This window comes from Paraburkholderia sp. GAS33, from assembly GCF_050436645.1.
GTDB lineage: Bacteria > Pseudomonadota > Gammaproteobacteria > Burkholderiales > Burkholderiaceae > Paraburkholderia > Paraburkholderia phenazinium_B.
On the sequence record NZ_JBNDMP010000016.1, the window covers coordinates 57,578 to 83,147 of the forward strand.

Here is a 25,570-nt window from a genome sequence, read left to right on the forward strand (position 1 = left end):
GGCGTGCGGTATGGTCCCATATTCCCTGCGTCATATTTACGACACAACGACAGAAGAGCGTAAAATTTATGACAATTCGACTGTCATAAGAGCTTCATCATACTGTGAGAATTTCCGAGCGTCTTTCACCGTCTCTTCCCGAGCTTCCATTCTCGCCGCCGATGTCCACCCGCTACCCCCTACTGAATCGCGAACTGGGCATCCTGGGTTTCAATGAGCGTGTACTGGCGCAAGCCGCTGATCCCGCCGTGCCCTTGCTCGAACGCCTGCGTTTCATCTGCATTACCAGCAGCAACCTCGACGAATTCTTCGAAGTCCGTATGGCCGGACTGCAGGAGCAGATGCGCGACAACCCGGGCGCACTGTCGCCGGACGGCATGTCGCTGCAGCACGTCTATGACCTCGTGGTGGAGCGCGCGCAGAAGCTCGTGCATCGCCAGTACCGCATGCTGCACGACACCGTGCTCTCCGCGCTCGAACAGGAAGGCATCTATTTTCACGGCACCGAAGCGTGGAATGAAGCGCAGACCGAATGGGCGCGCAATTACTTCTTCGACGAACTACTGCCCGTATTGACGCCAATCGGACTCGATCCCGCGCATCCGTTCCCGCGCGTGCTCAATAAAAGTCTGAATTTTGTGGTCGAACTCGAAGGCAAGGACGCCTTTGGACGCCAGGCGCTGATGGGCATCGTGCAGGCACCACGGGCGCTGCCGCGGCTTGTGCGCATGCCGCAGGAACTCTCGGGCTACCCGCACGGCTTCGTGCTGCTCAGCTCGTTGTTGCAGCGCTTCGTGGGCGAACTGTTCCCGAATCTGGTGGTACGCAGTTGCAACCAGTTTCGCATCACACGTAACAGCGAACTGTTCGTGGATGAAGACGAAATCACCAATCTGCGCGTCGCGCTGCAAGGCGAATTGCCGGCGCGGCACCTGGGCAACGCCGTGCGCCTCGAAGTATCGGCGGAGACGCCCGCGCATCTGGTACAGCGCCTGCTCGACGAAAGCGGCCTCTCGGATAAAGACTGCTACTTCGTGGATGGTCCCGTCAATCTGGTGCGGCTGATGCAATTGCCGGAAATGGTGGACCGGCCGGATCTGAAATTCGTCCCGCACATTCCGTCGATCCCGACGCAGATCGCCAATAGCGCGAGCCTGTTCGACGTGATCGATAACGGCGATGTGCTGCTGCATCACCCGTACGAGAGCTTCCAGCCCGTGCTCGAACTGCTGTTGCAGGCGGCCAAAGATCCTAACGTGATGGCGATCAAGCAGACCATCTACCGTACCGGCACCGATTCGCCGCTAATGGACGCGCTGATGCAAGCCGCCCGCAACGGCAAGGAAGTCACGGTGGTGGTGGAACTGCTCGCGCGCTTCGATGAAGAAACCAATATCAACTGGGCCGCGCAGCTCGAAGCCGTGGGCGCGCACGTCGTGTATGGCGTCGTCGGCCACAAGTGTCACGCGAAGATGATGTTGATCGTGCGGCGCGTGTCGCACAACGGCAAGATGGCGCTCAAGCGCTATGCCCATCTCGGCACGGGCAACTATCACCCGCGCACGGCGCGTCTGTACACCGACTTCGGGTTGATGACGGCAGACCAGAAGATCTGCGAAGACGTGCACCATGTGTTCCAGCAGCTCACGGGCATTGGCGGCGAACTGAAGCTGCACGAACTGTGGCAGTCGCCGTTCACGCTGCATCCGAAGCTCATCGAGGCGATTCGCGCTGAAGCGGACCACGCACGCGCCGGCAAGAAGGCGCGCATTGTCGCCAAGATGAACGCCCTGCTCGAGCCGACCGTGATTGCGGAGCTGTACGAAGCGTCGATGGCGGGGGTGAAGATCGATCTGATCGTGCGTGGTGTGTGTTCGTTGCAGCCGGGCGTACCGGGGCTGTCCGAGAACATCACGGTGCGCTCGATTGTCGGGCGCTTCCTCGAGCACCATCGGATTTTCTACTTCTACGATGGCGGCAAGGAACAGGTTTACCTGTCGAGCGCCGACTGGATGGATCGCAATTTCTTCCGGCGCGTTGAAGTGGCGTTCCCGATCAACAACCGCCGCCTGAAACGCCGCGTGATTGCGGAGGGTCTGTCGGCGTTCCTCGGCGACAACCAGTCCGCATGGCTGATGCAAAGCGATGGACACTATCGCCGGCGCAGGCCGGGCAAGTCCTCACGCAATGCGCAGATGAGCCTGCTTGGGAAGTTCTGCACCTGACGCTAGGTCAGGCCGGCGCAGGTTGCCGCCGCGCCGTGCGGAACACCGGGAAGCGCACGGTGAACGTGCTGCCGCGCCCCTCTTCGCTCTTCACTTCGAGCTGCGCATCGTGCCGTTGCAACACGTGCTTGACGATCGCAAGGCCCAAACCTGTGCCACCCGTGTCGCGCGAGCGGCTGCGGTCGACCCGGTAAAACCGTTCGGTGAGCCTGGGAATATCGGCAGCGGGAATCCCAAGCCCGCTATCGGTCACGGAAAACACTGCGCTGCCACCGCTCGACTGCCACGTCACGTGAATCTTGCCGCCGTCCGGCGTGTAACGGATCGCATTGGTCACCAGGTTGCCGAGCGCGCTCAGAATCTCCGTCTCGACACCCGTGACCGTGAGCCCTTCATCGGCGTCGAAGGTGATGTGGTGATGATCGCTGGAAAGGCTTTGAGCATCGTCGCGCAGGTGCCGCAGTACGGCACGCATGTCGATCATCTGATCGCTCGGCGGCTTGTTGTCGCCTTCGAGCTTGGCGAGCACCAGCAGATCGTTGACGATATGCCGCATACGCGCCGCCTGCTGCTCCATCAGTTCAAGGTAGCGGGCGCGCTCGGCTTCGCCCAGCGGCAATTCGCGCATCGTTTCGAGGAACCCGGACAACACAGTCAGCGGCGTCTTCAGTTCGTGCGACACATTGGCCACGAAATCGCGCCGCATCGCGTCGGTACGTTCGAGCTCGGTGATGTCCTGCGACAACACCAGCTTGCGGTTCTCGCCGTACGGAAACACCTGCACCGAGAGCACGTTCTGCCGCTTCTCGCCCATCCCGCGCATGATCAGCATCTGCTCGTAGTGATGCGAGTTCAGATAGCGCACGAAGTCCGGCTGACGCACGAGGTGGGTGATGTGCTGCCGCAGATCGCGCTTCGCATCGAGGCCGAAATGTACCTCGGAAATAGCATTACACCACTCGATCTGATCGTGATCGTCTAGCATGGCAACGCCGTTCGGCGAAGCCTGAATGGCCTGGATGAAACGCGAATGCTGCTGCTCGACCTGACGCACCTGGGCGTGCCAGCGCTTCGCGAGCTTGTGCAGCCGGTAATAGATTTCGCCCCAGATACCCGGCGCGCTCGGCACTTCGCCGTAGACCGGCGCATCGAGCAGGCGCCACAGACGCTGTTTATGGAAGGTGCTAAAAGCGCTCTGTGCGAGCAGAACGACGACCGCGAAGATCAGTGCCGCCTTGACGTTGACGAACACGCCAAGCAATGCGCACAGAACAGCAAGCAGCACGATCGAGACAATGGAACGCGCCCAGATGATGTTCATGTTCTAGCGATCGAAGAGAAGACAATGCGCGCCGCGAAGCAATTTCGCGGCGCGTTAGCGCAGGTGGCCTTAAGTGCAGCTGAACCTGCCAGGCGTAATCAGGCGCTTTTCGCAAGCCTGTAACCACTGCCCCGGACCGTCTCAATCATAGCATCGCAGCCCGCCGGCTTAAGCGCGGCGCGCAGGCGCTTGATGTGAACGTCCACCGTGCGCTCTTCGACGAACACGTGATCGCCCCACACCTGATCGAGCAGTTGCGTGCGGCTATGCACGCGCTCCGGATGCGTCATGAAGAAGTGCAGCAGACGGAACTCCGTCGGCCCGAGATCGAGCTTGATCTCGCTGCCTTCTGCATGCGCCGCGACACGATGCGTGGCCGGATCGAGCTTCAGTCCGTTGATCGCCACCACGTCCTCGGTCAACTGCGGTGCACGACGGCGCAGCACAGCCTTGATACGCGCCATCAGCTCTTTCGGCGAGAACGGCTTGGTGACATAGTCATCCGCGCCGATCTCGAGACCGAGCACCTTGTCCTGTTCATCGCCACGTGCGGTCAGCATGATGATCGGGATGTGTTTGGTCCGCTCGTTGTTGCGCAGATCGCGCGCAAATGCGATGCCCGATTTGCCCGGCAGCATCCAGTCGAGCAGGACGAGGTCCGGCAGCACATCGCTGATCAGGTTTTGCGCCTGCTCCGCGTTATAGGCGCGGATCGGGCAATGGCCCGCGTGTTGAAGATTGACCGAAATCAGCTCGGAAATAGCGGGCTCATCTTCGATGACGAGAATGCTGCTAGGCATCGGCACCTCTTGACCTTTATGCAGGGGTTAACTAAGTGCTTCGCGTTCGAGCGCGTCGCGCGACTTGTGCCGCACGTCGGTACCCTTGACGATATAGATGATGAATTCAGCGATGTTCTTCGCGTGGTCGCCGATCCGCTCGATCGCCTTGGCGATGAAGAGGAAATCGAGGCCCACCGAAATCGAACGCGGATCTTCAGTCATGTACGAAATCAGCTTGCGCACGAAGGCGCGGAATTCTTCGTCGATCGCCTTGTCGTCGCGCACGATCTGAGCGGCGGCCACCGTATCGAGGCGCGCGAACGCGTCGAGCGCACGGCGCAGGATCGTCACTGCCATCTCACCGGACAGCTTGATCTCGGCGATATTGATGGTGCGCGAGGCGCCGTCTTCCATCAGACGCTTGGTGCGCTTGGCGATCTTTTCCGCTTCGTCGCCGGCGCGCTCGAGATTCGTGATGGTCTTCGAGATCGCGATCAGGAGGCGCAGGTCGCGCGCGGCTGGCTGGCGGCGCGCGATGATGTTGCTGCACTCTTCGTCGATATCGACTTCCATCTTGTTCAGACGCTCTTCGGCGGCGATAACCTGCTCGCACATGTCCAGGTCGAAATTGTTGAGCGCGTGCATCGCATTGACGATCTGCGATTCAACGAGGCCGCCCATTTCGAGAACCTTCGACGAAACGAGATTCAGATCGGCGTCGAACTGGCTGGAGAGGTGTTTATCGGACATGTCGTACTCCCTAATGGTGCTCGTCGGGGTTAACCAAAGCGGCCGGTGATGTAGTCCTCGGTTTCCTTGCGGACCGGCTTGATGAAGATCTTTTCGGTATCACCGAACTCGATCAGCTCGCCGAGGTACATATAGGCAGTGTAGTCCGAACACCGTGCAGCCTGTTGCATGTTGTGGGTAACGATCACCACGGTGTAGTCGCTCTTCAGCTCTGCAATCAGTTCTTCGATGCGGCCCGTCGAAATCGGGTCGAGTGCCGAGCACGGCTCGTCGAGCAGCAGCACTTCCGGACGGATCGCAATGCCGCGCGCAATGCACAGACGCTGCTGCTGGCCACCCGAGAGGCCGTAGCCGCTCTGACCGAGCTTGTCCTTCACTTCATTCCACAGCGCTGCCTTGGTGAGCGCCCATTCGACGCGGTCATCCATTTCCGAGCGCGGCAGCGTTTCGAACATCTTCACGCCGAAGGCGATGTTGTCGTAGATCGACATCGGGAACGGCGTCGGCTTCTGGAACACCATGCCGATCCGTGCACGCAGCAGCGAGATATCGCGCTTGGTGGTCAGCAGGTTTTCGCCGTCCATCAGGATCTCGCCTTCAGCACGCTGCTCCGGATAGAGCGCGTACATCTTGTTGAAGGTGCGCAACAGCGTGGACTTGCCGCAGCCCGACGGGCCGATGAACGCGGTCACCTTGCCTTCGGGAATGCGCAGGTTGATGTTCTTCAACGCGTGGTACTTGCCGTAGAAGAAGTTGAGATCGTTGACCTGGATCTTCGGCTGCGCCGACGCTTGGGCACTGTCGCCCTGGGCGGGGTCGAAACCGGCGGGCGCGGTCGGACGCGCAATCGGGTTGAGTTGAGTTTCTGCCATGTTCATCGGATTACTCCGCCCTTACTTTTTCGAAAAGATCGTACGCGCGAGGATGTTCAAACCCAGCACCCCGAGCGTGATCAGGAAGACGCCGGCCCAGGCAAGCGATTGCCACTGCGGGAAGGCGCTCATCGCAAACTGATAGATCGTGACCGGCAAGTTTGCGACCGGCTGATTCATGTTCCACGAGAAGAACTGATTCGACATCGCGGTGAACAGCAACGGTGCGGTTTCACCGGCAATCCGGGCAACGCCGAGCAGCACGCCGGTGATAATGCCGGCTACCGACGCCTTCAGCGTAATCGACAACACCATCTTCCACTTCGGCGTGCCAAGCGCAAAGGCCGCTTCACGCAGCGCGTTCGGCACCAGCTTCAGCATATTTTCAGTGGTACGAATCACAATCGGAATCTGCAGCAGCGCGAGCGCGAAGACACCAGCCCAGCCGCTGAAGTGACCGAGCTTCGCCACCACCAGCGCATAGACGAACAGGCCCACGACGATCGAAGGCGCCGACAACAGGATGTCGTTGATAAAACGCGTCACGCTGGCAAGCCAGCCCTTCTGACCGTATTCGGCCAGATAGACGCCGGCCAGAATGCCGATCGGTGTGCCGACGAACGTCGCCAGCACGATCAGCATCAGGCTGCCGACAATCGCGTTCTGCAAGCCCCCACCATCGGTGTTCGGCGGCGGCGTGTTCTGCGTGAACAGTTCGATCGACAGACCGCCGACGCCCAGACGCAGCGTCGTATAGAGAATCCAGACAAGCCAGATGAGACCAAAGGCCATCGCGGCGAGCGAGAGCGTGAGCGCAATCGCATTCTTGATACGGCGGCGACCTTGCAGCTTGACGCGCATTGCCTCCAGTGCAGCGGGATCCGCCGAACCCGGCATATTCATGGTGGGCTGGCTCATTTTGCGCCCTCCCCTTTCTCGAGGCGAAGCAGCATGACCTTCGAGATCGCAAGGACGATGAAGGTAATCACAAACAGGATCAGGCCCAGTTCCATCAGCGCTGACGTATGCAGACCCGGATCCGCTTCCGCGAATTCGTTGGCGAGCGCCGAGGTAATACTGTTACCCGGCGAGAACAGCGAGACGTTGTCGAGCAGATTGGTGTTGCCGATCACGAACGTGACGGCCATCGTCTCACCGAGAGCACGGCCAAGACCCAGCATCACGCCGCCGATCACGCCACTCTTGGTGAACGGCAGCACGATCTTCCACATCACTTCCCAGGTCGTGCAGCCGATGCCATATGCCGATTCCTTCAGCAGGACTGGCGTGACTTCGAACACGTCGCGCATCACCGAGGCGATGTACGGAATGATCATGATCGCGAGAATCACGCCCGCACACAAAATGCCGATGCCGATGGGCGGCCCCTGGAAGAACGCGCCGATGAACGGCACGCTGCCGAGCACGGCGCCCAGCGGCTTTTCAAACCAGGTGGCGAAGATCGGTGCGAACACCAGCAGACCCCACATGCCGTAGACGATCGAAGGGATCGCGGCGAGCAGTTCGATGGCAATGCCGAGCGGCCGGCGCAGCCATGCAGGCGCGAGCTCAGTGAGGAACAGCGCAATGCCGAAGCTGACTGGCACCGCAATAACGAGAGCAATGATCGAGGTCGCGATCGTGCCGTAGATCGGCACCAGCGCGCCGAATTTCTTGCTGGGTGGATCCCAGTCGGCGGTCCACAAGAAGCTCAGACCGAACTCCTTGATCGACGGCCATGAGGCGATGATCAGCGAAAGGATGATGCCGCCGAGCAGCAGGAGCGTGATGATCGCGGCAAGGCGCGCGAGACCGCCGAAAATGACGTCGCCGGCGCGACTGGGCGCTTTCTGCTGCGCCGCGCTGCCGGACGTGCTCGACACGAGGGGGATGTCGGACATGGGAACCTATGTACCTGTAACCATACGCTGCATGACACTACGCCATGCAACCAGTACTACAGCCGCCCAGCCTCACATGAGGCTGGGCGGCTTGTTACTACGCGTTCGACGCTTACTCGGCGACTGACTTGCCCGATGCGTCCTTCACTTTTTCCTTCCACTGCGACTTGATTTCCGTCACAACCGATTCCGGCAGCGAGATGTAGTCGAGGCTGTCAGCAGCGCCCGAACCATTCTTGAACGCCCAGTCGAAGAACTTCAGCGTTTCGGTGCCTTGCGGTGCCTTGTCCTGGGTCGTGTGCAGCAGCACGAACGTTGCGCCGACGATCGGCCATGCGTCCTTGCCCGGCTCGTTCGTCAGGATCTGGTAGAACGACTTCGACCAGTCCGCGCCAGCAGCCGCTGCCTTGAACGTCTCCGTCTTCGGCTCAACCACGGTGCCTGCCGCATTCTTCATGTCGACGAACACCATCTTGTTTTGCTTCGCGTACGCCCATTCGACGTAACCGATTGCGCCCGGCAGACGTTGCACGAAGGCTGCGACGCCGTCGTTGCCCTTGCCGCCTGTGCCCGTCGGCCAGCTGACCGTTGCGCCTTCACCGACCTTCGACTTCCAGTCAGCGTTGACCTTCGACAGGTAGTTCGTCCAGATGAAGCTGGTGCCCGAACCGTCAGCACGGCGAACCACCGCGATGTCCGTATCCGGCAGCTTTGCCTTCGGGTTCAGTGCAACGATCGCCGGATCGTTCCACTTCTTGATCTTGCCCAGGTAGATGTCGCCGAGCACTTCGCCCGACAGCGTCAGTTGGCCCGGGGTCACGCCCGGCAGGTTCACCACCGGCACCACGCCGCCGACCACCGTCGGGAACTGGAACAGGCCGTCCTTGGCCAGTTCGTCGTCCTTCAGCGGAGCATCCGAGCCTGCGAAATCGACCGTCTTGGCGATGATCTGCTTGATACCGCCCGACGAACCGATACCTTGATAGTTGACCTTACCGCCGCCCGACTTTTGATAAGCGTCAGCCCACTTCGTATAGATGGGTGCTGCAAAGGTGCTGCCCGCGCCGGTGATGTCGGCGGCTTGAGCAGCGATCGCGAAGAGCGCGCCAGCCAGGCCAGCGAACGCGGTTTGCATCAATTTCATGTGATCTCCAGGGTGTGAGCGGATTACAGGACACCGCGAAGAATAGGGGCTATTTGTGACAGTAACGTGACGTATCGTGAATCACACGTGACAATAAGGTTACTGAAATGAAAGAAAAATCAGGGAGATGAAAGCTGTTTGAACGACGTTTTCGCCATGTGTGTAGAGATTAGGCGAAAAATACGCCGCGGCAACGTTTGCGTGCGGATGAAGGGGTTCTGGAAGGCTGGCGGATAAAATGGAAGCCGCGAGTAAGGACGGCGCCTTGCTCGGCCACGTCCCTACCCGGCGGTACGCAACGCTTAGCCGTCAGGCGGTAGCCTGCTTGACCGCGCTGGCAATTGTCTCGGCGTGCTGGACCGCGTCGTTCACATGCTGGGCCTCGACCATCACGCGCAGGACCGGCTCGGTGCCGGAAGCGCGAATCAATACGCGGCCATGTCCGTCCAGGGACGCCTCGGCTGCGCTAATCGCGCGGCGGATCTCATCGCTCGCCTTCCAGTCGGCGCCCGGTTGCATGCGCACGTTGATCAGCTTCTGCGGGAACAGCGTCACGCCTTCGAGCAGTTGCGCGAGCGTCTTGCCGCTACGCTTCATGGCGGCGAGCACCAGCAGCGATGACACGATTCCGTCACCGGTCGAATGACGATCGAGCGAGAGGATGTGTCCCGAGCCCTCGGCGCCCAGTTGCCAGCCGTGTTCGCGCAATTGCTCGAGCACGTAGCGGTCGCCGACGGCCGCTCGCACGAACTTCACGCCTGCATGCTGCAACGCCACTTCGACCGCCATATTGGTCATCAGGGTGCCGACTGCGCCTTCCACCTTGCCGTCCGTCTCGATACGGTCTTTGACCAGCACATACAGCAGCTCGTCGCCGTTATAGAGGCGGCCGGCCGAGTCGACGACCTGCAGACGGTCGGCGTCACCGTCGAGCGCAATGCCGAGATCGGCATGGTTCGCCCTCACCGCGCGGACCAACGCGTCCGGAGCGGTCGCGCCGACGCCGTCGTTAATGTTGAAGCCGTTCGGCGCCACGCCGATCGGGATTACGTCGGCCCCAAGTTCGTGGAACACATGTGGCGCGATGTCATACGCAGCCCCGTGCGCGCAATCGACCACCAGCCGCATGCCGCGCAGGTCGAAAGCCGCCGGGAACGTGCTCTTGCAGAACTCGATATAGCGGCCGGCCGCGTCATCGAGACGGCGCGCCTTGCCCAGTTGCTCCGAGGCGGCGCAAGCGAGCGGCTGATCCAGTTGCTCTTCGATCTTCAGTTCGACCTCGTCGGGCAGCTTGTCGCCGTGGGCCGAGAAGAACTTGATCCCGTTGTCGTAGTACGGGTTGTGCGACGCGCTGATCACCACCCCCGCTGCAAGCCGCAGCGCGCGTGTCAGGTAAGCGATGCCCGGTGTCGGCATCGGGCCGGCCAGCATCACGTCGACGCCTGCCGCGGAGAATCCCGACTCAAGTGCGGCTTCGAGCATGTAGCCCGAAACGCGCGTGTCCTTGCCGATCAGGACCGTCGGGCGTTGGCCGGTGTGAGCCCAGCGATCCCCGCCCGCCAGCACCTTGCCGGCGGCGTAACCGAGCCTCAACACGAAATCTGGTGTGATCGGGCCCTCGCCGACCTTGCCCCGAATGCCATCAGTACCGAAAAAGCGACGTGCCATCGTTATGTTTTCCTCTTTCTTCGAAGGGTCAGCTGCGACGCGTTGCGTCGCGCATGGCTGCCCAAACTTTTAATCCATCGACTGTTTCTGCGACATCGTGCACGCGCAGTATCGCAGCCCCGCGTTCGGCTGCGCAGATGGCTGCGGCCACGCTTGCAGCCACGCGCTCCGACGCCGCCCGGCCGGTGACCGCGCCCAGCATCGACTTGCGCGACATGCCGGCCAGAATGGGAACCGGTGCGGCAAACGGCGGCTCGCCGCGCGGTGCCGTCTCCGGCAAGTGGGCCAGCAAGGCGTAGTTGTGTTCGACCACGGCCTTGCCGAAACCGAATCCGGGGTCGACGCTGATGCGCCGTTTTGCGATCCCTGCCTGCATCAACGCTGCGACCCGCTGCTCGAGAAACGTCCGCACCTCGCTGACGACATCCTCATAGGCCGGTTCACCCACCTGCATGGTCTGCGGCTCACCGAGCATATGCATGACGCAGAGCCCGCATCGACTGTCGCGCACGGCGTCGATGGCGCCGGGCCTCCGGAAGCCCCAGATGTCGTTGATCAGGTCCGCGCCGGCGGCCAGCGCGTGGCGCATCACCTCGGGCTTGTAGGTATCGACCGATAGCGGTACCTGGGCGTCGTGCAACTGTTCGATGAGCGGTATCACCCGCTCCAGCTCTTCATCGAGCGGCACCGGCGGTGCGCCGGGACGGGTCGATTCGCCGCCGATATCGATCAGATCCGCGCCATCGAGCATCATCCGCTCGGCCTGCCGCAAAGCATCTCCGCGCATTTCGAACTTGCCGCCATCGGAGAACGAGTCGGGTGTGACGTTCAGAATGCCCATCACCAACGGCCGCTCGAAGCTCAGCGTAAAGCGGCCGCATTGCAACGGCTCAGGTTCGGGGAGATACGGTAGTGCGGTATTCGACACGTGACGGACCATGCAGCGGGTAATTGGGCGAATCGGGCGGATGAATAACGAAGAATGCAAAACGGGCCGGTGTGGAATCACACCGGCCCGCAAGTTGAACGTGGCTTCGATCAGGCCGGTGCAGTCGCGCTGCCCGGCTTCACCTCACTACCCGTGCTGCCACCCGAGGAAGCGTCCGTTGCCGACGGCGGCGAACTCTTCGGGGCGCGCGGCGGACGGCCTGCCATGATGTCGTTGATCTGATCGGCGTCGATCGTTTCCCACTCCATCAGGGCGGAGGTCATCGCTTCGACCTTGTCCCGGTTATCTTCCAGAAGGCGCTTCGCGAGGTTGTACTGCTCGTCCAGCACGCGGCGGATTTCCGCGTCGACCTTCTGTTGTGTCGCTTCCGAAATGGTCCGCGTGAAACCGCGGCCAAACGGCGTAGCGTCGTTCTCGTCGTCGACGTAGACCATCGGTCCGAGCGCATCGGTCATGCCGAAACGGGCCACCATGGCGCGGGCCGTAGCCGTTGCCTTGTTGAAGTCGTCCGACGCGCCGGTGCTGATCAGGTTCAGGAACAGCTCTTCCGCGACCCGGCCACCGAACAGAATCGCCAGACGATCCAGCAGATAGTCCTTCGAATACGTTTCGTTGTCGTGCTCCGGCAACTGCCACGTCACACCCAAAGCGCGACCGCGCGGGATGATGGTGACCTTGTGCACCGGATCGGCCTTCGGCAACAGCTTGGCGATGACCGCGTGGCCCGACTCGTGGTACGCCGTAGCGCGCTTCGATTCTTCGCGGATCACGGCCGACTTGCGCTCCGGACCCATGAAAATCTTGTCCTTCGCATCTTCGAAATCGATCATCTCGACGATGCGCTTGCCGCGGCGAGCCGCAAACAGCGCTGCTTCGTTCACGAGATTCGCGAGATCAGCACCCGAGAAACCCGGCGTGCCGCGTGCGATAACCGCTGCGTCGACGTCGTTCGAGATAGGTACCTTGCGCAGGTGGACCTTCATGATGTGTTCGCGGCCGCGGATATCCGGCAGACCGACATACACCTGGCGGTCGAAACGGCCCGGACGCAGCAGCGCCTTGTCCAGCACATCCGAACGGTTCGTGGCAGCGATCACGATCACGCCTGAATTCGCTTCGAAGCCGTCCATTTCCACCAGCATCTGGTTCAGCGTCTGTTCGCGCTCGTCGTTACCGCCGCCCATGCCGGCGCCACGATGACGGCCGACCGCGTCGATTTCGTCGATGAACACGATACACGGCGCATGCTTCTTGGCCTGTTCGAACATGTCGCGCACACGAGCCGCGCCGACGCCGACGAACATTTCCACGAAGTCAGAACCCGAAATGCTGAAGAACGGCACCTTGGCTTCGCCGGCGATCGCACGCGCGAGCAGCGTCTTACCGGTTCCCGGTGGCCCGACGAGCAGCACGCCGCGCGGTATCCGCCCGCCTAGCTTCTGGAATTTCTGTGGATCGCGCAGGAAGTCGACCAGTTCGGAGACCTCTTCCTTGGCTTCGTCGCAACCGGCGACGTCAGTGAAATTGATTGCGTTGTTGTTCTCGTCGATCAGACGTGCACGGGACTTGCCGAACGAGAACGCACCCCCTTTCCCGCCTCCCTGCATCTGTCTCATCATGTAGAACCAGAACCCGATAATCAGGATTGTTGGTCCGAGGTAGTACAGCGCGGACACAAGCGCGTTCGGTTCGTCATCGGCCTTGCCGCTCACCTGAACGCCATACTTCATCAGGTCGCCGACCATCCAGATGTCGCCGGGCGACACGATCTGGTACTTCTGGCCGTCTGCTGGAGTGACCGTGAGGTTACGCCCCTGAACGATGACGTTCTTGACCTTGCCGTTCTTTGCGTCATCCATGAACTGCGAATAGGAAACGCCTTCCTGGACCCGGGGCTTATCGAACTGCTTGAACACCGTAAACAGCACCAGTGCGATAACCAGCCACACTGCTGCCTTCGAAAACATATTGTTGTTCAAAGCACCACTCCTTCACTCATAGACGGGCGCCTACATTTGCCTTGCGGCACCACTAAAGCATTCTAATCCAGTCCGCAGACCCCTGCCATAACGTTTCGCTACCACATAAATAGCGCAAAACGCTGTTCCAGTGCCGCTTTTCCGACAATTCCGGGACTCAAAAATGTCGCGGGATGCCTACGGAGCGCCCATTCAACCGGGCCGTTTCAGATGCTTACCCAAAATAAAAGTTTCGGACGATTTGTCGCGAGACGCTTTCGGCTTACGCGCGGCCACCGTCTTAAACTGCTGCTTGAACTTCTCGACAATCTGGCTGTAACCGCTGCCGTGAAAGCATTTGACTAAAAGGGCACCATCTGGCTTCAGGTGATTCTGGGAGAATTCCAGCGCGAGATCGCAGACATGCTCGATTCGCGCGGCATCCGCCAGCGCCACTCCCGACAGGTTGGGCGCCATATCGGAAATTACAAGGTCGACCTGACGCGCTCCTACCAATTCTTCCAGCTGGTGCAGAACCGAGTCCTCGCGGAAGTCGCCCTGAATGAAGATGACGTCGGCAATCGGCTCCATGGGCAGCAGGTCGAGCGCGATGATCGTGCCGTCGATGCCGCCTTCGCGCGTCGCATCGCGCTTCGCGCCCTGTGCCAGCTTGTTGCGGACGTACTGGCTCCAGCTGCCGGGCGCCGAGCCGAGATCGACAATCACCTGGCCGGGACGGATCAGCTTGTCCTGTTCGTCGATTTCCTTCAGTTTGTAGGCTGCGCGGGCGCGATAGCCCTCCCGCTGCGCCAGTTTCACGTACGGATCATTGATGTGATCGTGCAGCCACGAGGTGTTGAATTTGTTTTTTGCCATTAACCGTTGAACTCTTGCTGCGTGATGCCGCGCTTTTAGCGGATAATACGCGTTTTATTCGCGCGGCTGCCGCTCCATGGGTCTCACCCTCGGGGCCATCAACCGCGTTCTCTGTTGTTCTGACGCGCCGCCCTGCGCGATCGACCGAAGCGATCGGAAATGCAGGCGCCGCCATTTTAGTCGAGTCTCCCACTTTCCATGCCAGCCCTCAAAGTCTCTTCCGATCAACGCGCCGAGTTGCGCTCCCAGGCACATGCGCTCAAACCGGTCGTGCTCATCGGCGCCGAGGGCTTGACCGACGCCGTGCTGGCCGAAATCAAGGTCCACCTGGGCGCCCATCAACTGATCAAGATCCGGGTGTTCGGCGACGAACGCGAGGAACGGCTCGCGGTCTACGAACAGATCTGCGACACGCTGAATGCGGCGCCGATCCAGCACATCGGCAAGCTGCTGGTGATCTGGAAGCCCGAAGCTGCAGCCAAGCCGGCCGCCACCCGTGCTAAACGCGGCGAGTTGCCGAGCGTGCGTCGTGGCGAACTGCCGAGCGCCCGTCAGGCGGCGGCTGAAGATGCCAAGCCCGGTAAAGGCCGCGCCCCGCGCGTCGTGACGGTGGTCAAACCGTCCGAAATCCCGATGCGCAAGCCGAAGCCCAAGAAGGTCGTGGTGCGCGGTAACGAACGCGTCACGCAAGGCGGCAATATCAAGCGCGCCAAGAAACGCCAGGCCAGCGCCAAGCGTCCGCACCAGTCGGTCAAGTAATCTCTGCGTGAAAGCTGAAGAGGCTGCGGGCGCCCTGCCCGCAGCGTTGCGCGTTGCGTTGATCGACTATTGATTGACTGGTGCCAACCAGCGGTATCTAACCGGCAACACCCTTACCCGCTGCGCCCCGGACTTCTTCTTGCCCGGTCAGCCCAGCCGTCGCGTTGGTGGGCAGCTTCCACACCAGCGCCACTGCGAGCAAGCTCTCGATCAGATAAAACAGGCTCGACACGCCATGCAGCACGCCGAAGCGCATCGCATCCGGCGAATGGGCGACATCCGTGCCGGCCGCCAGCGCAGCCATGCGGATTGCATTCATGAACGGCTGCAGCGCGAAGTAACCGAGCAGCACGCACACCACCATCCCGGCGATCAGCCAGCGCAGACGGCGATAAGCATCGTTGCCGCGACGGATCAGCACGTTGGCGAGCCCAAGCAACAGCACGCCGCACACCACGCCAAGCACGCCTTCGATGCGAAACAGTTGCGCCGCGACCTCGCCCGCCGCAGCCCGATCAAGCGAAGTAAACAACACAGGCGCCACCGCATAGCCGATGGTGAGCAGACTCCCGACCCAGATGACGGTCAGTAGCCGGAACACCCTGTGCGGCATGGGAGACAGCGGGGTAGACACCTGAGCCCTCTTCAGACGTAGCTGACGGCGATGATTTCGTACTCGCGCACGCCGCCGGGCGCCTGCACCGACGCCACGTCGCCCTCGGACTTGCCGATCAGGGCGCGCGCGATCGGCGAACTGATCGAGATCAGGCCGTGCTCGAGGTCCGCTTCGTCGTCGCCGACAATCTGATACTTCACCGAAGCCCCTGATTTCAGGTCTTCCAGCTCCACAGTCGCACCGAACACGATGCGGCCGTCCGCGTCTACCGCAGCGGGATCGATAATCTGAGCGCCAGCCAGCTTCGACTCGATTTCCGCAATGCGGCCCTCGATAAAGCCCTGCTTTTCTTTCGCAGCGTCGTATTCGGCGTTTTCCGACAGGTCGCCCTGGGCACGCGCTTCAGCGATCGAGTTGACGACCGCCGGACGTTCAACCGATTTCAGATGCTGTAGTTCATCGCGCAGCTTCTTGGCGCCACGCGTCGTCAATGGAATAGTGCTCATAAACAGCTCTAGTGGCAAAAAAACGGCCGTAAAAAAAATCACCGCGGTTAAGTGCATCCCCGCTGGCACCTGAGCCCGGGCAAAGCCCATGCCGGTACCTTGAGGGACGCCGCTTAACCGCGGCACTTACATCTTGGACAGGTATTCGAAGCCTTAGTTTAGGCGAGCATGGAGTCCTTGTAAATCATAGACTTCCAGGTCCTTCAAATACCGCAACCCTTCGACGGCAGCCCGCGCACCCGACATCGTCGTGTAGTACGTGACCTTGTTCGCCTGCGCGCTCATGCGGATTGAACGCGAATCGGCGATCGCCGCGCGGGTTTCGTCGACGGTCGTGAAGACCAGCGCGATCTCTGCGTTCTTGATCATATCCACGATGTGCGGACGGCCGTCTTTCACCTTGTTGACGACCTTGACCGGCACGCCAGCCGCTTCGATTGCGGCAGCCGTACCCTTGGTCGCGACGATCGGATAGCCGAGTTCGTGCAGCATGCGCGCGACTTCGACGGCCTTCGGCTTGTCGGCGTCCATCACGGTCAGCAGCACCGTGCCCGACTCCGGCAAACGCGAACCTGCGGCAAGCTGCGACTTGAACAGCGCTTCACCGAAGGTCTGGCCCACACCCATCACCTCGCCGGTCGAACGCATTTCAGGTCCGAGCACCGGGTCAACGGTCGGGAACTTGACGAACGGGAACACCGCTTCCTTCACGCTGAAGTACGGCGGATCGATTTCCTTTGTCACGCCCTGCTGCGCCAGCGTCTGGCCGACCATCGCACGCGCGGCGATCTTGGCGAGCGGCAGGCTGGTCGCCTTAGACACATACGGTACCGTACGCGAGGCGCGCGGGTTCACTTCGAGCACGTAGATCACGTCCTCTTTCGAACCGTCCGCCTGCGGCACTTGCTGGATTGCGAACTGCACGTTCATCAGGCCGATCACGTTCAGTGCCCGGGCCATCGCGCCGGTTTGACGCTTCAGTTCCGCCACGGTTTCCTTCGACAGCGAATACGGCGGCAGCGAGCAGGCGGAGTCGCCCGAGTGGACGCCCGCCTGTTCGATGTGCTCCATCACGCCACCGATAAACACGGCTTCGCCATCGGAGATGCAATCCACGTCGCATTCGATTGCGTCGTTGAGGAAGCGGTCGAGCAGCACCGGCGAATCGTTCGATACCTTCACGGCCTCGCGCATATAGCGCTCGAGGTCGCGCGGCTCGTGGACGATTTCCATGGCGCGGCCGCCCAGCACATACGACGGACGGACGACGAGCGGGTAGCCGATTTCGTCGGCGAGCTTCAGCGCTTCGTCTTCAGCGCGGGCGGTACGATTCGGCGGCTGGCGCAGGCCGAGGCCCTGCAGCAGCTTCTGGAAACGCTCGCGGTCTTCGGCGGCGTCGATCATGTCCGGCGAGGTGCCGATGATCGGCACGCCGTTCGCTTCGAGATCGAGCGCAAGCTTCAGCGGCGTTTGACCACCATACTGCACGATCACGCCGACCGGCTTTTCCTTGTCGACGATTTCCAGCACGTCTTCGAGCGTCAACGATTCGAAGTACAGACGATCGGACGTGTCGTAGTCGGTCGAAACGGTTTCAGGGTTGCAGTTGACCATGATCGTTTCGTAGCCGTCTTCGCGCATCGCGAGCGCGGCGTGCACGCAGCAATAGTCGAACTCGATGCCCTGGCCGATCCGGTTCGGACCGCCGCCCAGCACCATGATCTTCTTGTTACTGGTGGGATTCGCTTCGCACTCTTCCTCGTAGGTCGAGTACATGTATGCGGTCTTGGTGGCGAATTCGGCCGCGCAAGTGTCGACGCGCTTGTAGACCGGACGCACGTTCAACTCAATCCGACGTTGACGCACTTCGGCCGGCTTCGCGCCGAGCAGCTTGGCGAGACGCCGGTCCGAGAAGCCGCTCTGCTTCAGATACTTCAGTTCTTCCTTCGACAGGCTCGTGAGCGTGCGGCCGCCTAGCGCCTTTTCCTTCAGCACGATCTGTTCGATCTGCGCGAGGAACCACGGGTCGATCGAAGTCTCTTCGAAGATTTCCTCGGCGCTCATGCCGATACGGAACGCGTCGCCCACGTACCAGATGCGGTCCGGACCGGCTTCGCCGATCTCGCGGATGACCTCGTCGCGGCTGGTGGTCTTTTCATCAAGACCGTCCACGCCGACTTCGAGACCGCGCAGCGCCTTCTGGAACGACTCCTGGAAAGTGCGGCCAATCGCCATCACTTCGCCAACTGACTTCATCTGCGTGGTCAGACGCGAATCGGCCTCGCGGAATTTCTCGAACGCGAAACGTGGGATCTTGGTGACGACGTAGTCGATGGTCGGTTCGAAAGAAGCCGGGGTCTGACCGCCGGTGATTTCGTTCTTCAGTTCATCGAGCGTGTAGCCGCAGGCGAGCTTCGCCGCAACCTTCGCGATTGGGAAACCAGTCGCCTTCGAGGCCAGTGCCGACGAACGCGACACGCGCGGATTCATTTCGATCACGATCATCCGGCCGTCTTTCGGATTGATCGAGAACTGTACGTTCGAGCCGCCTGTATCCACGCCGATTTCGCGCAGCACCGCGAGCGATGCGTTACGCAGGATCTGGTATTCCTTGTCCGTGAGCGTCTGCGCCGGCGCAACGGTGATCGAGTCGCCGGTGTGGATGCCCATGGGGTCCAGGTTTTCGATCGAGCACACGATGATGCAGTTGTCCTTCTTGTCGCGGACCACTTCCATCTCGTACTCTTTCCAGCCGAGCAACGATTCTTCGATCAGCAGTTCGCGCGTGGGCGACAGGTCCAGACCGCGCTTGCAGATTTCTTCGAACTCTTCGCGGTTGTATGCAATGCCGCCACCCGAGCCGCCAAGCGTGAACGACGGACGGATCACCACCGGGTACCCGCCGCTGCCCGTTTCCACCGCGATCTGCGCCTGCACCTGCAACGCTTCTTCCATCGAATGCGCGGTGCCCGACTTGGCCGAACCGAGACCGATCTTGGTCATCGCGTCCTTGAACTTCTGACGGTCTTCCGCCTTGTCGATGGCTTCCGGCGATGCGCCGATCAGTTCGACCTTGTACTTCTCGAGCACGCCGTGTGCGTGCAGGTCGAGCGCGCAGTTCAGCGCGGTCTGGCCACCCATCGTCGGGAGGATCGCGTCGGGGCGCTCCTTGGCGATGATGCGTTCCACCACTTCCCACGTGATCGGCTCGATGTAAGTCACGTCGGCCGTGTTCGGGTCGGTCATGATCGTCGCCGGATTGCTGTTGACGAGAATGACCTTGTAGCCTTCCTCACGCAGCGCTTTGCACGCCTGGGCGCCCGAGTAGTCGAACTCGCACGCCTGGCCGATGATGATCGGACCCGCGCCGATGATGAGGATGCTTTTAATGTCTGTCCGCTTGGGCATAACGCTCTCGCTAATGTATTCCTGAGTTCTTTCCGTTGGCGCGCTTCGCCGCTGCTGCCGGGGCCGGTGTTGCTGCGGTGGCTCCACGTTGCAACTGTGGCGGCGCGCTCTGTTCTGTTTGTCCGCAGAGCGGCCCGGCGTTAAATCTTCCGGGGCTCCGCCTGACGCAGGCGTCCTGGGTGGTCGCCTTTGGCGAACACCCCATAAGCTGACGCCTCAAGCCGCCGCTGCAGTTGCCGTCTTGCCGGCTTTCTTGTGATCCATCAAGCCGGTGAAGCGATCGAACAGATAAGCAATATCGTGCGGGCCAGGCGACGCTTCCGGGTGCCCCTGGAAGCAGAAGGCCGGCTTGTCGGTCAGCGCGAAGCCCTGCAGCGTGCCGTCGAACAGCGACACGTGCGTGGCACGTGCGTTGGCGGGCAGCGTAGCGGCGTCGACTGCGAAACCGTGGTTCTGCGACGTGATGACAACGCGACCGTCGTCCAGATCCTTCACCGGATGGTTCGCGCCGTGGTGACCGGTCTTCATCTTCATGGTCTTCGCGCCGACCGCGAGGCCCATGATCTGATGACCGAGGCAAATGCCGAAAGTCGGGATGCCGCGTCCGATCAGTTCTTTGGTGGCCTCGATCGCGTAGTCGCACGGTTCCGGGTCGCCCGGGCCGTTCGACAGGAACACGCCGTCCGGATTGAGCGCGAGCGCATCTGCTGCGGTAGCCTGCGCCGGCAGCACGGTGACGTGGCAACCGCGCTCAGCCAGCATGCGCAGGATGTTGTACTTCACGCCGTAGTCGAACGCGACCACGCGATACTTCGGCGCCTTCTGCGTGCCGTAGCCTTCGCCCAGACGCCATTCGGTCTGCGTCCATTCGAACGATTCCGTGGTCGACACGACCTTCGCCAGGTCCATGCCGGCCAGACCCGGGAACGAGCGGGCTAGCTCGATTGCCTTGGCTTCGTCATCCGAGCCGGCGAGGATCGCGCCATTCTGCGCCCCCTTGTCGCGCAGCACGCGGGTCAGCTTGCGCGTGTCGAGGCCGGCAATGGCAACCACGCCTTCGTCCTGCAGGTATTGCGAGAGCGTGCGCTCCATGCGGAAGTTCGATGCAAGAACCGGCAGGTCGCGGATGATCAGACCGGCGGCATGGACTTTCGAGGCTTCGACATCCTCGGCGTTCACGCCGACGTTGCCGATATGCGGATACGTGAGGGTCACAATCTGACGCGCATAGCTCGGGTCAGTCAGGATTTCCTGGTAACCGGTGATCGCGGTGTTGAAAACGACTTCGCCAATCGTATGGCCGGGAGCGCCGATCGAGTAGCCACGAAAGACCGTGCCGTCGGCGAGCGCGAGCAGAGCGGGAGAAAAAGACGGCAACACGGGAGACTCCTTGGGGGAGCACCCTGTGCCGACCTGTCTATCCGAGCCGTGCGAGCCGCAGCGAGATGCATCGGTGGATGCGCGCGCAGGCTCGCTCGCGTGTCACAGCAGACGTCGCAAGGGCGCGATGGATCCATTGTGTGGACTGATCGGCTGGGTGCGGTGCGTCAGCCGCGCGCGGCGGATGAACGGTATGGGAGAGGTAGGCGCTAGGGTGCGGGTTGATAAGCTCAAACCTTGGAATTATAGCCCGAAAGTGCCCTTCCCTCCAAATCTGAGATGGGACGGGAACGGGGCGCGGAGCCCCGAACGGCGCATGGGCGCCTTTATCCACAAGGGTTTCAGCGCATCACGACGGATGTTCGGCCTGCAGATGGATCGGCTTCGCCAGCGCACGGCTCGGCAATACGTACCAGATCGCGCTGGCGATCTGAAGCGCGACCAGAACGCTCCAGGCGGTTAGGTGCGCGGCGGCCGGATAGTGGCCGGCGTCGGCGGGCCAGAGCGATAGCACCGCGCCGACGCCAATCTGGAAACCGAAAATCAGCAGAAAAAGAATCAGCGTCAGCGTGGTGTTGCCGCGCCCGATCAGCTGCTGCGGGAGATGACGCGCCAATACCGCGTAGCTGAGAATGCCCGTCCCACCGAAGATGCCGTATGCCGCCCACAACAGGCCTGCGGGCAACGGCGCGCGAAGCATGATGAGCACCTGGGTGACCACGAAGAGCGCCATGCCGATTCCGCAGAAGGCGTAGAGCGAGACGCCGCGCCTTTCCAGACTGCGCGCCGCAGCGCCAAAACCGACACAGCCGGCCATCATCGCGACACCGAGAATGGATACGAGCGCTGCGGCCTCACGGGGGGCAAAGCCCATCACATCGCGCATCCATGCGCCGACCCACAGCGACTGCATCGAATAGAACACGCCTTGGGTGACGACAGAAAACGACGCGATCTTCCAGAAAGCCGCGCTTTTGAGGATGTGCCACGTGCCTTTGAACTGTCCAGCGAGACTCGTCCCGTGATGCTTTTCGCGTTTTTCCGGCGCGAGCGTCCACAAAGCGAGCGCCACCAGGATGGTCAGCACGCCCAGGCCGCCACAGACTGCCCGCCAGCTCGCGAACGTCAGCACCCAGGTCAACGGCGAACCCACGACCACGCCGCCCAGACCGCCCACCGCCATCACGAGGCCGTTGACGAGCGGCAGCCGCGCGGGCTCGAAATACTGCGCCAGCGCCTTGAACGCCGCGCCGAGGCAGACCGACACGCCGACGCCGATCAAAAGGCGCCCTAGCATCATCGTGCCGATACCGTGCGCCGTCCCGAATACCCAGATCCCCGCTGCCGCAAACAGCAGCGTGCCGGCGGTGACGCGGCGCGTGCCATAGTGGTCGAGCAGCACGCCCGCTGGAATCTGGGCGCCGGCGAAGCCAAGGAAGTAGAGACTCGTCAGCAGGCCAAGATCGGCAGCGGATAGACCCAGATCATGCGTGATGAGTGGCGCGAAGCCGAGATTGACGCCGCGAAAGACATAGGAGACGAAGTAGCCGGCGGAGAACAGCAGGAACACGCGAAGCTGGGTGGACGACATGGGTAAAAGGCAGTTTCTGGTCTGGCGAAAGCACAAACGATAAAGGAAAACGCAAGGAACTGCCGGAAAGCCCCTGCAGAGACCCTGAAATGAAAACGCCGTCACCACAGGTGACGGCGTTGAAAAACGAGAAGTGGATCGGAGCGCAATTCATGCGCTGCCCCCGCAACGCATGTGGCCACTTCCGTGGAAGCCGCTTTGGTCTAGTTGCCCTTCTTCGTCTTGGCTGCGGTCTTCGGGCGGCCTGCTGCCGTAGCCTTTGACGCCTTGCTGGACGTGACCGGCTCGGCCACTTTCAGCATCTTGCCCTTGGGAGCGGCGCCCGACGCTGACGATTTGCTGGCCTTGCCCGCCGGTTCCGACACCTTGACGACAGCGGTGCGGCCACGACCTGATTTCTTATCGTAGCGCGATTCGCTCTTCGTGTCTGTGACCTGGGTCCCGATGCGCTCGACGCCACCGCCCTGCACGCTCGTGGCGATCCGCTCGGGACCGGGTTCGCTAGGCATGGCCTTGCCAACCGGCACGTGCAGCACGATCACCTGACCCGGGTTGACCTGGTCGCGATGCGTGCGGTTCCATCCCTTCAACTGACCGATCGACACGCCGTAGCGCACCGCCAGCGCCGCCATGGTCTGCTTGCGACGAACGCGAATCAGCATCTTGCGCGTGTCGGGAACGTCCGGCTCCATCGCCAGAACGGCGCTTTCGGCGACGTCCGCGCTGATGTCTTCATCGGCGTCGTCGTCCGTACGCGGAATGACGATCGTCGAACCCGGCTTCAGACGCATGCCGACGGGAATCTTGTTGACCTCCATCAGCGTGTCCGGATCAACGCCGATCTTTTGCGCAAGCGCGGCCGGCGCCGCGCGCTCGGTCACCGTGTAGGTGGTCCACGACGACAGGTTGCCCGAGTAGGCCTTCAGGTTGTGCTCGAAGGCGCTGGCGTTATCGAACGGCAGCAGGATCTGCGGCTGGGTCGCGCCGAGAATGACCGGCTTCTTGAACGACGGATTCAGCGAACGGAATTCGTCCGGCGTCATGTTCGCGAGCTTGGCCGCGATATCGACGTCGATATCGTGCGCGGTGGTGACCGTCACGAAATACGGGTGGTTCGGAATGGTCGGCAGAGCGAGGCCATAGGCCTGCGGGTTCATCACGATGTTCTTGACGGCCTGCAGCTTGGGAACGTAGTTACGCGTCTCGTTCGGCATGCGCAGGTCGGCATAGTCCGTTGGCAATCCCGCCGCTTCGTTGCGCGCGATCGCGCGCTGCACGTTGCCCTCGCCCCAGTTGTACGCCGCCAGCGCAAGCTGCCAGTCGCCGAACATGTCGTGCAGACGCGAGAGATAGTCGAGCGCCGCGCTGGTGGAAGCCAGCACGTCACGGCGCTCGTCCTGCCACATGTTCTGCTTGAGGTTGTAGGTACGGCCCGTATCCGGCACGAACTGCCACATGCCAGCCGCCTTCGCGACTGACAACGCCTGCGGGTTATAGGCGGACTCGATGAACGGCAGCAACGCGAGCTCGGTCGGCATATGGCGCTGCTCGAGCTCTTCGACGATGTGATACAGATATTTTTGCGACCGCTCCGTCATGCGCGCCACGTAATCGGGGCGCTGCGCGTACCAGTTGACCTGCATGTCGACGAGGTCGCTTTGCAGGTCAGGCATCTGGAAACCACGACGAATCCGCGCCCATAGGTCAGCGTCCGGGCTCGTCAACTGGTCGACCGAGCCTTGATCGACATTGATCGTTTCTTTGGCAGAGGCGGTGTTGCGGAGGGCGTCGGCTACAGCTTGCTGGGTGGCAGGATTAGGCGCGGTGGTATTGCTGCTCGTCGTTGGTCCCTGGCTCGCGCACGCGGCGAGCATGAGGACCAGCAACGTACTAAAGATAAATCTCATGAACGTCTCGGCTTCCATAGGACTGGAATTTGCAGCCGATAGTACGAAAGCGAAACGTTTACGTCAATCAGAAATATACGAAAAACCTAGGCAAATCTTAGGCTTGGCATATTTTTCCGAAATTCAAGGTGAACATGACCCCATCAGGCGATGGGTCAGCGGAACCTGTTCTTCCATTCACGCATCAATGTGAACGCAGTTAAACGATCCGGCACCGTTTCGTGCAACTGTTCGGCGAGGGTCGCGTGGATCGCGGGACTGTCGGCCCGCAGGAACGGATTGGTTGCCCGCTCTTGTGCGATCGTCGTAGGCAAGGTGGGAACGCCGCGCTCGCGCAGCGCGGTTGCACGATCGCGCCACGCCTGCAGATCCGCATTGCCGGGCTCGCAGGCGAGCGCAAAGCGGATGTTCGACAGCGTGTATTCATGCGCGCAGTGAACCTGGGTCGCGCCAGGGAGCGCCGCGAGTTCGTCCAGCGACGTCAGCATCTGCGTCGGCGTGCCCTCGAACAACCGGCCGCAGCCGCACGCGAACAGCGTGTCGCCACAAAACACGTGAGGGGTTCCGGCCGGGTCGGCTGCCTGGAAGTAGGCAATGTGGCCGCGCGTATGGCCAGGTACGTCGAGCACGCTCAGTTCGAGCGCCGGCTCGGCAATGCTCACGCGATCGCCACTTTTCAGACGGTAGGTGAGGTGCTCGATCGCCTCGCCCGCCGGACCGTACACGGGCACGGCCTGGCCATTCAGCAGATCGGCCACCCCGCCGACGTGGTCTTGATGGTGGTGCGTGAGTAAAATAGCGCTCAACCGCCAGCCCCGTTTCGCCAGGTAGGCGCGAACCGGAGCGGCCTCGCCCGGATCGACGGCCACCGCATGGTGCCCATCCGACACGAGCCAGATGTAATTGTCTTCAAACGCCGGGACCGGCACGTACTCGAGCGCATTCATAGGCGACGCA

At 61.5% G+C, this 25,570-nt stretch carries 20 protein-coding genes; 2 read left to right on the forward strand and 18 right to left on the reverse strand.

What is annotated here, in order from left to right; translation table 11 throughout:
- The first annotated feature begins 161 nt into the window (after positions 1 to 161).
- Positions 162 to 2,225, forward strand: a complete 2,064-nt coding sequence (gene ppk1, locus P3T24_RS33800) for a polyphosphate kinase 1 (RefSeq protein ID WP_429441116.1) — start codon at positions 162 to 164, stop codon at positions 2,223 to 2,225.
- A gap of 7 nt (positions 2,226 to 2,232) precedes the next feature.
- Here ppk1 and phoR read toward each other — a convergent pair whose 3' ends face one another.
- From phoR to P3T24_RS33855, 11 genes are all read right to left on the reverse strand, one after another.
- Positions 2,233 to 3,546, reverse strand: a complete 1,314-nt coding sequence (phoR, locus tag P3T24_RS33805) for a phosphate regulon sensor histidine kinase PhoR (RefSeq protein WP_429441119.1) — start codon at positions 3,544 to 3,546, stop codon at positions 2,233 to 2,235.
- 98 nt (positions 3,547 to 3,644) lie between these two features.
- A complete protein-coding gene (phoB, locus tag P3T24_RS33810) occupies positions 3,645 to 4,346 on the reverse strand; it encodes a phosphate regulon transcriptional regulator PhoB (protein WP_006051991.1) in 702 nt (233 codons plus the stop codon).
- Positions 4,347 to 4,373: 27 nt separating this feature from the next.
- On the reverse strand, positions 4,374 to 5,078 hold the full coding sequence (gene phoU, locus P3T24_RS33815; protein WP_074263889.1) for a phosphate signaling complex protein PhoU: 705 nt from the start codon (positions 5,076 to 5,078) through the stop codon (positions 4,374 to 4,376).
- 29 nt (positions 5,079 to 5,107) lie between these two features.
- Positions 5,108 to 5,956, reverse strand: a complete 849-nt coding sequence (gene pstB, locus P3T24_RS33820) for a phosphate ABC transporter ATP-binding protein PstB (protein WP_074263888.1) — start codon at positions 5,954 to 5,956, stop codon at positions 5,108 to 5,110.
- Between the two features lie 15 nt (positions 5,957 to 5,971).
- Positions 5,972 to 6,868, reverse strand: a complete 897-nt coding sequence (pstA, locus tag P3T24_RS33825; protein WP_429404074.1) for a phosphate ABC transporter permease PstA — start codon at positions 6,866 to 6,868, stop codon at positions 5,972 to 5,974.
- Entirely contained in the window at positions 6,865 to 7,851 is a 987-nt protein-coding gene (pstC, locus tag P3T24_RS33830) for a phosphate ABC transporter permease PstC (RefSeq protein ID WP_429404072.1), read from the reverse strand. The genes pstA and pstC overlap by 4 nt, the downstream gene beginning before the upstream one ends.
- A gap of 112 nt (positions 7,852 to 7,963) precedes the next feature.
- A complete protein-coding gene (pstS, locus tag P3T24_RS33835; RefSeq protein ID WP_074263885.1) occupies positions 7,964 to 8,995 on the reverse strand; it encodes a phosphate ABC transporter substrate-binding protein PstS in 1,032 nt (343 codons plus the stop codon).
- 309 nt (positions 8,996 to 9,304) lie between these two features.
- A complete protein-coding gene (glmM, locus tag P3T24_RS33840; protein WP_074263884.1) occupies positions 9,305 to 10,663 on the reverse strand; it encodes a phosphoglucosamine mutase in 1,359 nt (452 codons plus the stop codon).
- Positions 10,664 to 10,691: 28 nt separating this feature from the next.
- Positions 10,692 to 11,504, reverse strand: a complete 813-nt coding sequence (folP, locus tag P3T24_RS33845; RefSeq protein ID WP_429441216.1) for a dihydropteroate synthase — start codon at positions 11,502 to 11,504, stop codon at positions 10,692 to 10,694.
- Positions 11,505 to 11,701: 197 nt separating this feature from the next.
- The gene (gene ftsH / locus P3T24_RS33850) at positions 11,702 to 13,591 is read right to left on the reverse strand and encodes an ATP-dependent zinc metalloprotease FtsH (RefSeq protein WP_074263882.1); all 1,890 of its coding nucleotides are present in this window, start codon (positions 13,589 to 13,591) and stop codon (positions 11,702 to 11,704) included.
- Positions 13,592 to 13,783: 192 nt separating this feature from the next.
- A complete protein-coding gene (locus P3T24_RS33855; RefSeq protein WP_429288222.1) occupies positions 13,784 to 14,446 on the reverse strand; it encodes an RlmE family RNA methyltransferase in 663 nt (220 codons plus the stop codon).
- 198 nt (positions 14,447 to 14,644) lie between these two features.
- Here P3T24_RS33855 and P3T24_RS33860 point away from each other — a divergent pair, with 198 nt between their 5' ends.
- Positions 14,645 to 15,205 (forward strand): YhbY family RNA-binding protein, encoded by a 561-nt coding sequence (locus P3T24_RS33860; RefSeq protein WP_074263880.1) that lies wholly within the window; start codon positions 14,645 to 14,647, stop codon positions 15,203 to 15,205.
- Between the two features lie 97 nt (positions 15,206 to 15,302).
- Here the strand turns inward: P3T24_RS33860 and P3T24_RS33865 are convergent, their stop codons facing one another.
- The 7 genes from P3T24_RS33865 to gloB all read right to left on the reverse strand — a co-directional run bounded on the left by P3T24_RS33865 (position 15,303) and on the right by gloB (position 25,560).
- On the reverse strand, positions 15,303 to 15,818 hold the full coding sequence (locus P3T24_RS33865; RefSeq protein WP_429288321.1) for a DUF4149 domain-containing protein: 516 nt from the start codon (positions 15,816 to 15,818) through the stop codon (positions 15,303 to 15,305).
- A gap of 32 nt (positions 15,819 to 15,850) precedes the next feature.
- A complete protein-coding gene (gene greA / locus P3T24_RS33870) occupies positions 15,851 to 16,327 on the reverse strand; it encodes a transcription elongation factor GreA (protein ID WP_074263878.1) in 477 nt (158 codons plus the stop codon).
- A 153-nt stretch (positions 16,328 to 16,480) separates the two neighbouring features.
- Complete coding sequence (gene carB / locus P3T24_RS33875) at positions 16,481 to 19,735, reverse strand: carbamoyl-phosphate synthase large subunit (protein ID WP_429441121.1); 3,255 nt, start codon at positions 19,733 to 19,735, stop codon at positions 16,481 to 16,483.
- Between the two features lie 216 nt (positions 19,736 to 19,951).
- A complete protein-coding gene (gene carA, locus P3T24_RS33880) occupies positions 19,952 to 21,115 on the reverse strand; it encodes a glutamine-hydrolyzing carbamoyl-phosphate synthase small subunit (protein WP_429441124.1) in 1,164 nt (387 codons plus the stop codon).
- Positions 21,116 to 21,464: 349 nt separating this feature from the next.
- Positions 21,465 to 22,706: an MFS transporter gene (locus P3T24_RS33885; protein WP_429441126.1), complete on the reverse strand. Its 1,242-nt coding sequence runs from the start codon at positions 22,704 to 22,706 to the stop codon at positions 21,465 to 21,467.
- A gap of 203 nt (positions 22,707 to 22,909) precedes the next feature.
- Positions 22,910 to 24,613: a transglycosylase SLT domain-containing protein gene (locus P3T24_RS33890; RefSeq protein WP_074265974.1), complete on the reverse strand. Its 1,704-nt coding sequence runs from the start codon at positions 24,611 to 24,613 to the stop codon at positions 22,910 to 22,912.
- 155 nt (positions 24,614 to 24,768) lie between these two features.
- Positions 24,769 to 25,560: a hydroxyacylglutathione hydrolase gene (gene gloB, locus P3T24_RS33895; protein ID WP_429441129.1), complete on the reverse strand. Its 792-nt coding sequence runs from the start codon at positions 25,558 to 25,560 to the stop codon at positions 24,769 to 24,771.
- Positions 25,561 to 25,570 lie beyond the last annotated feature (10 nt).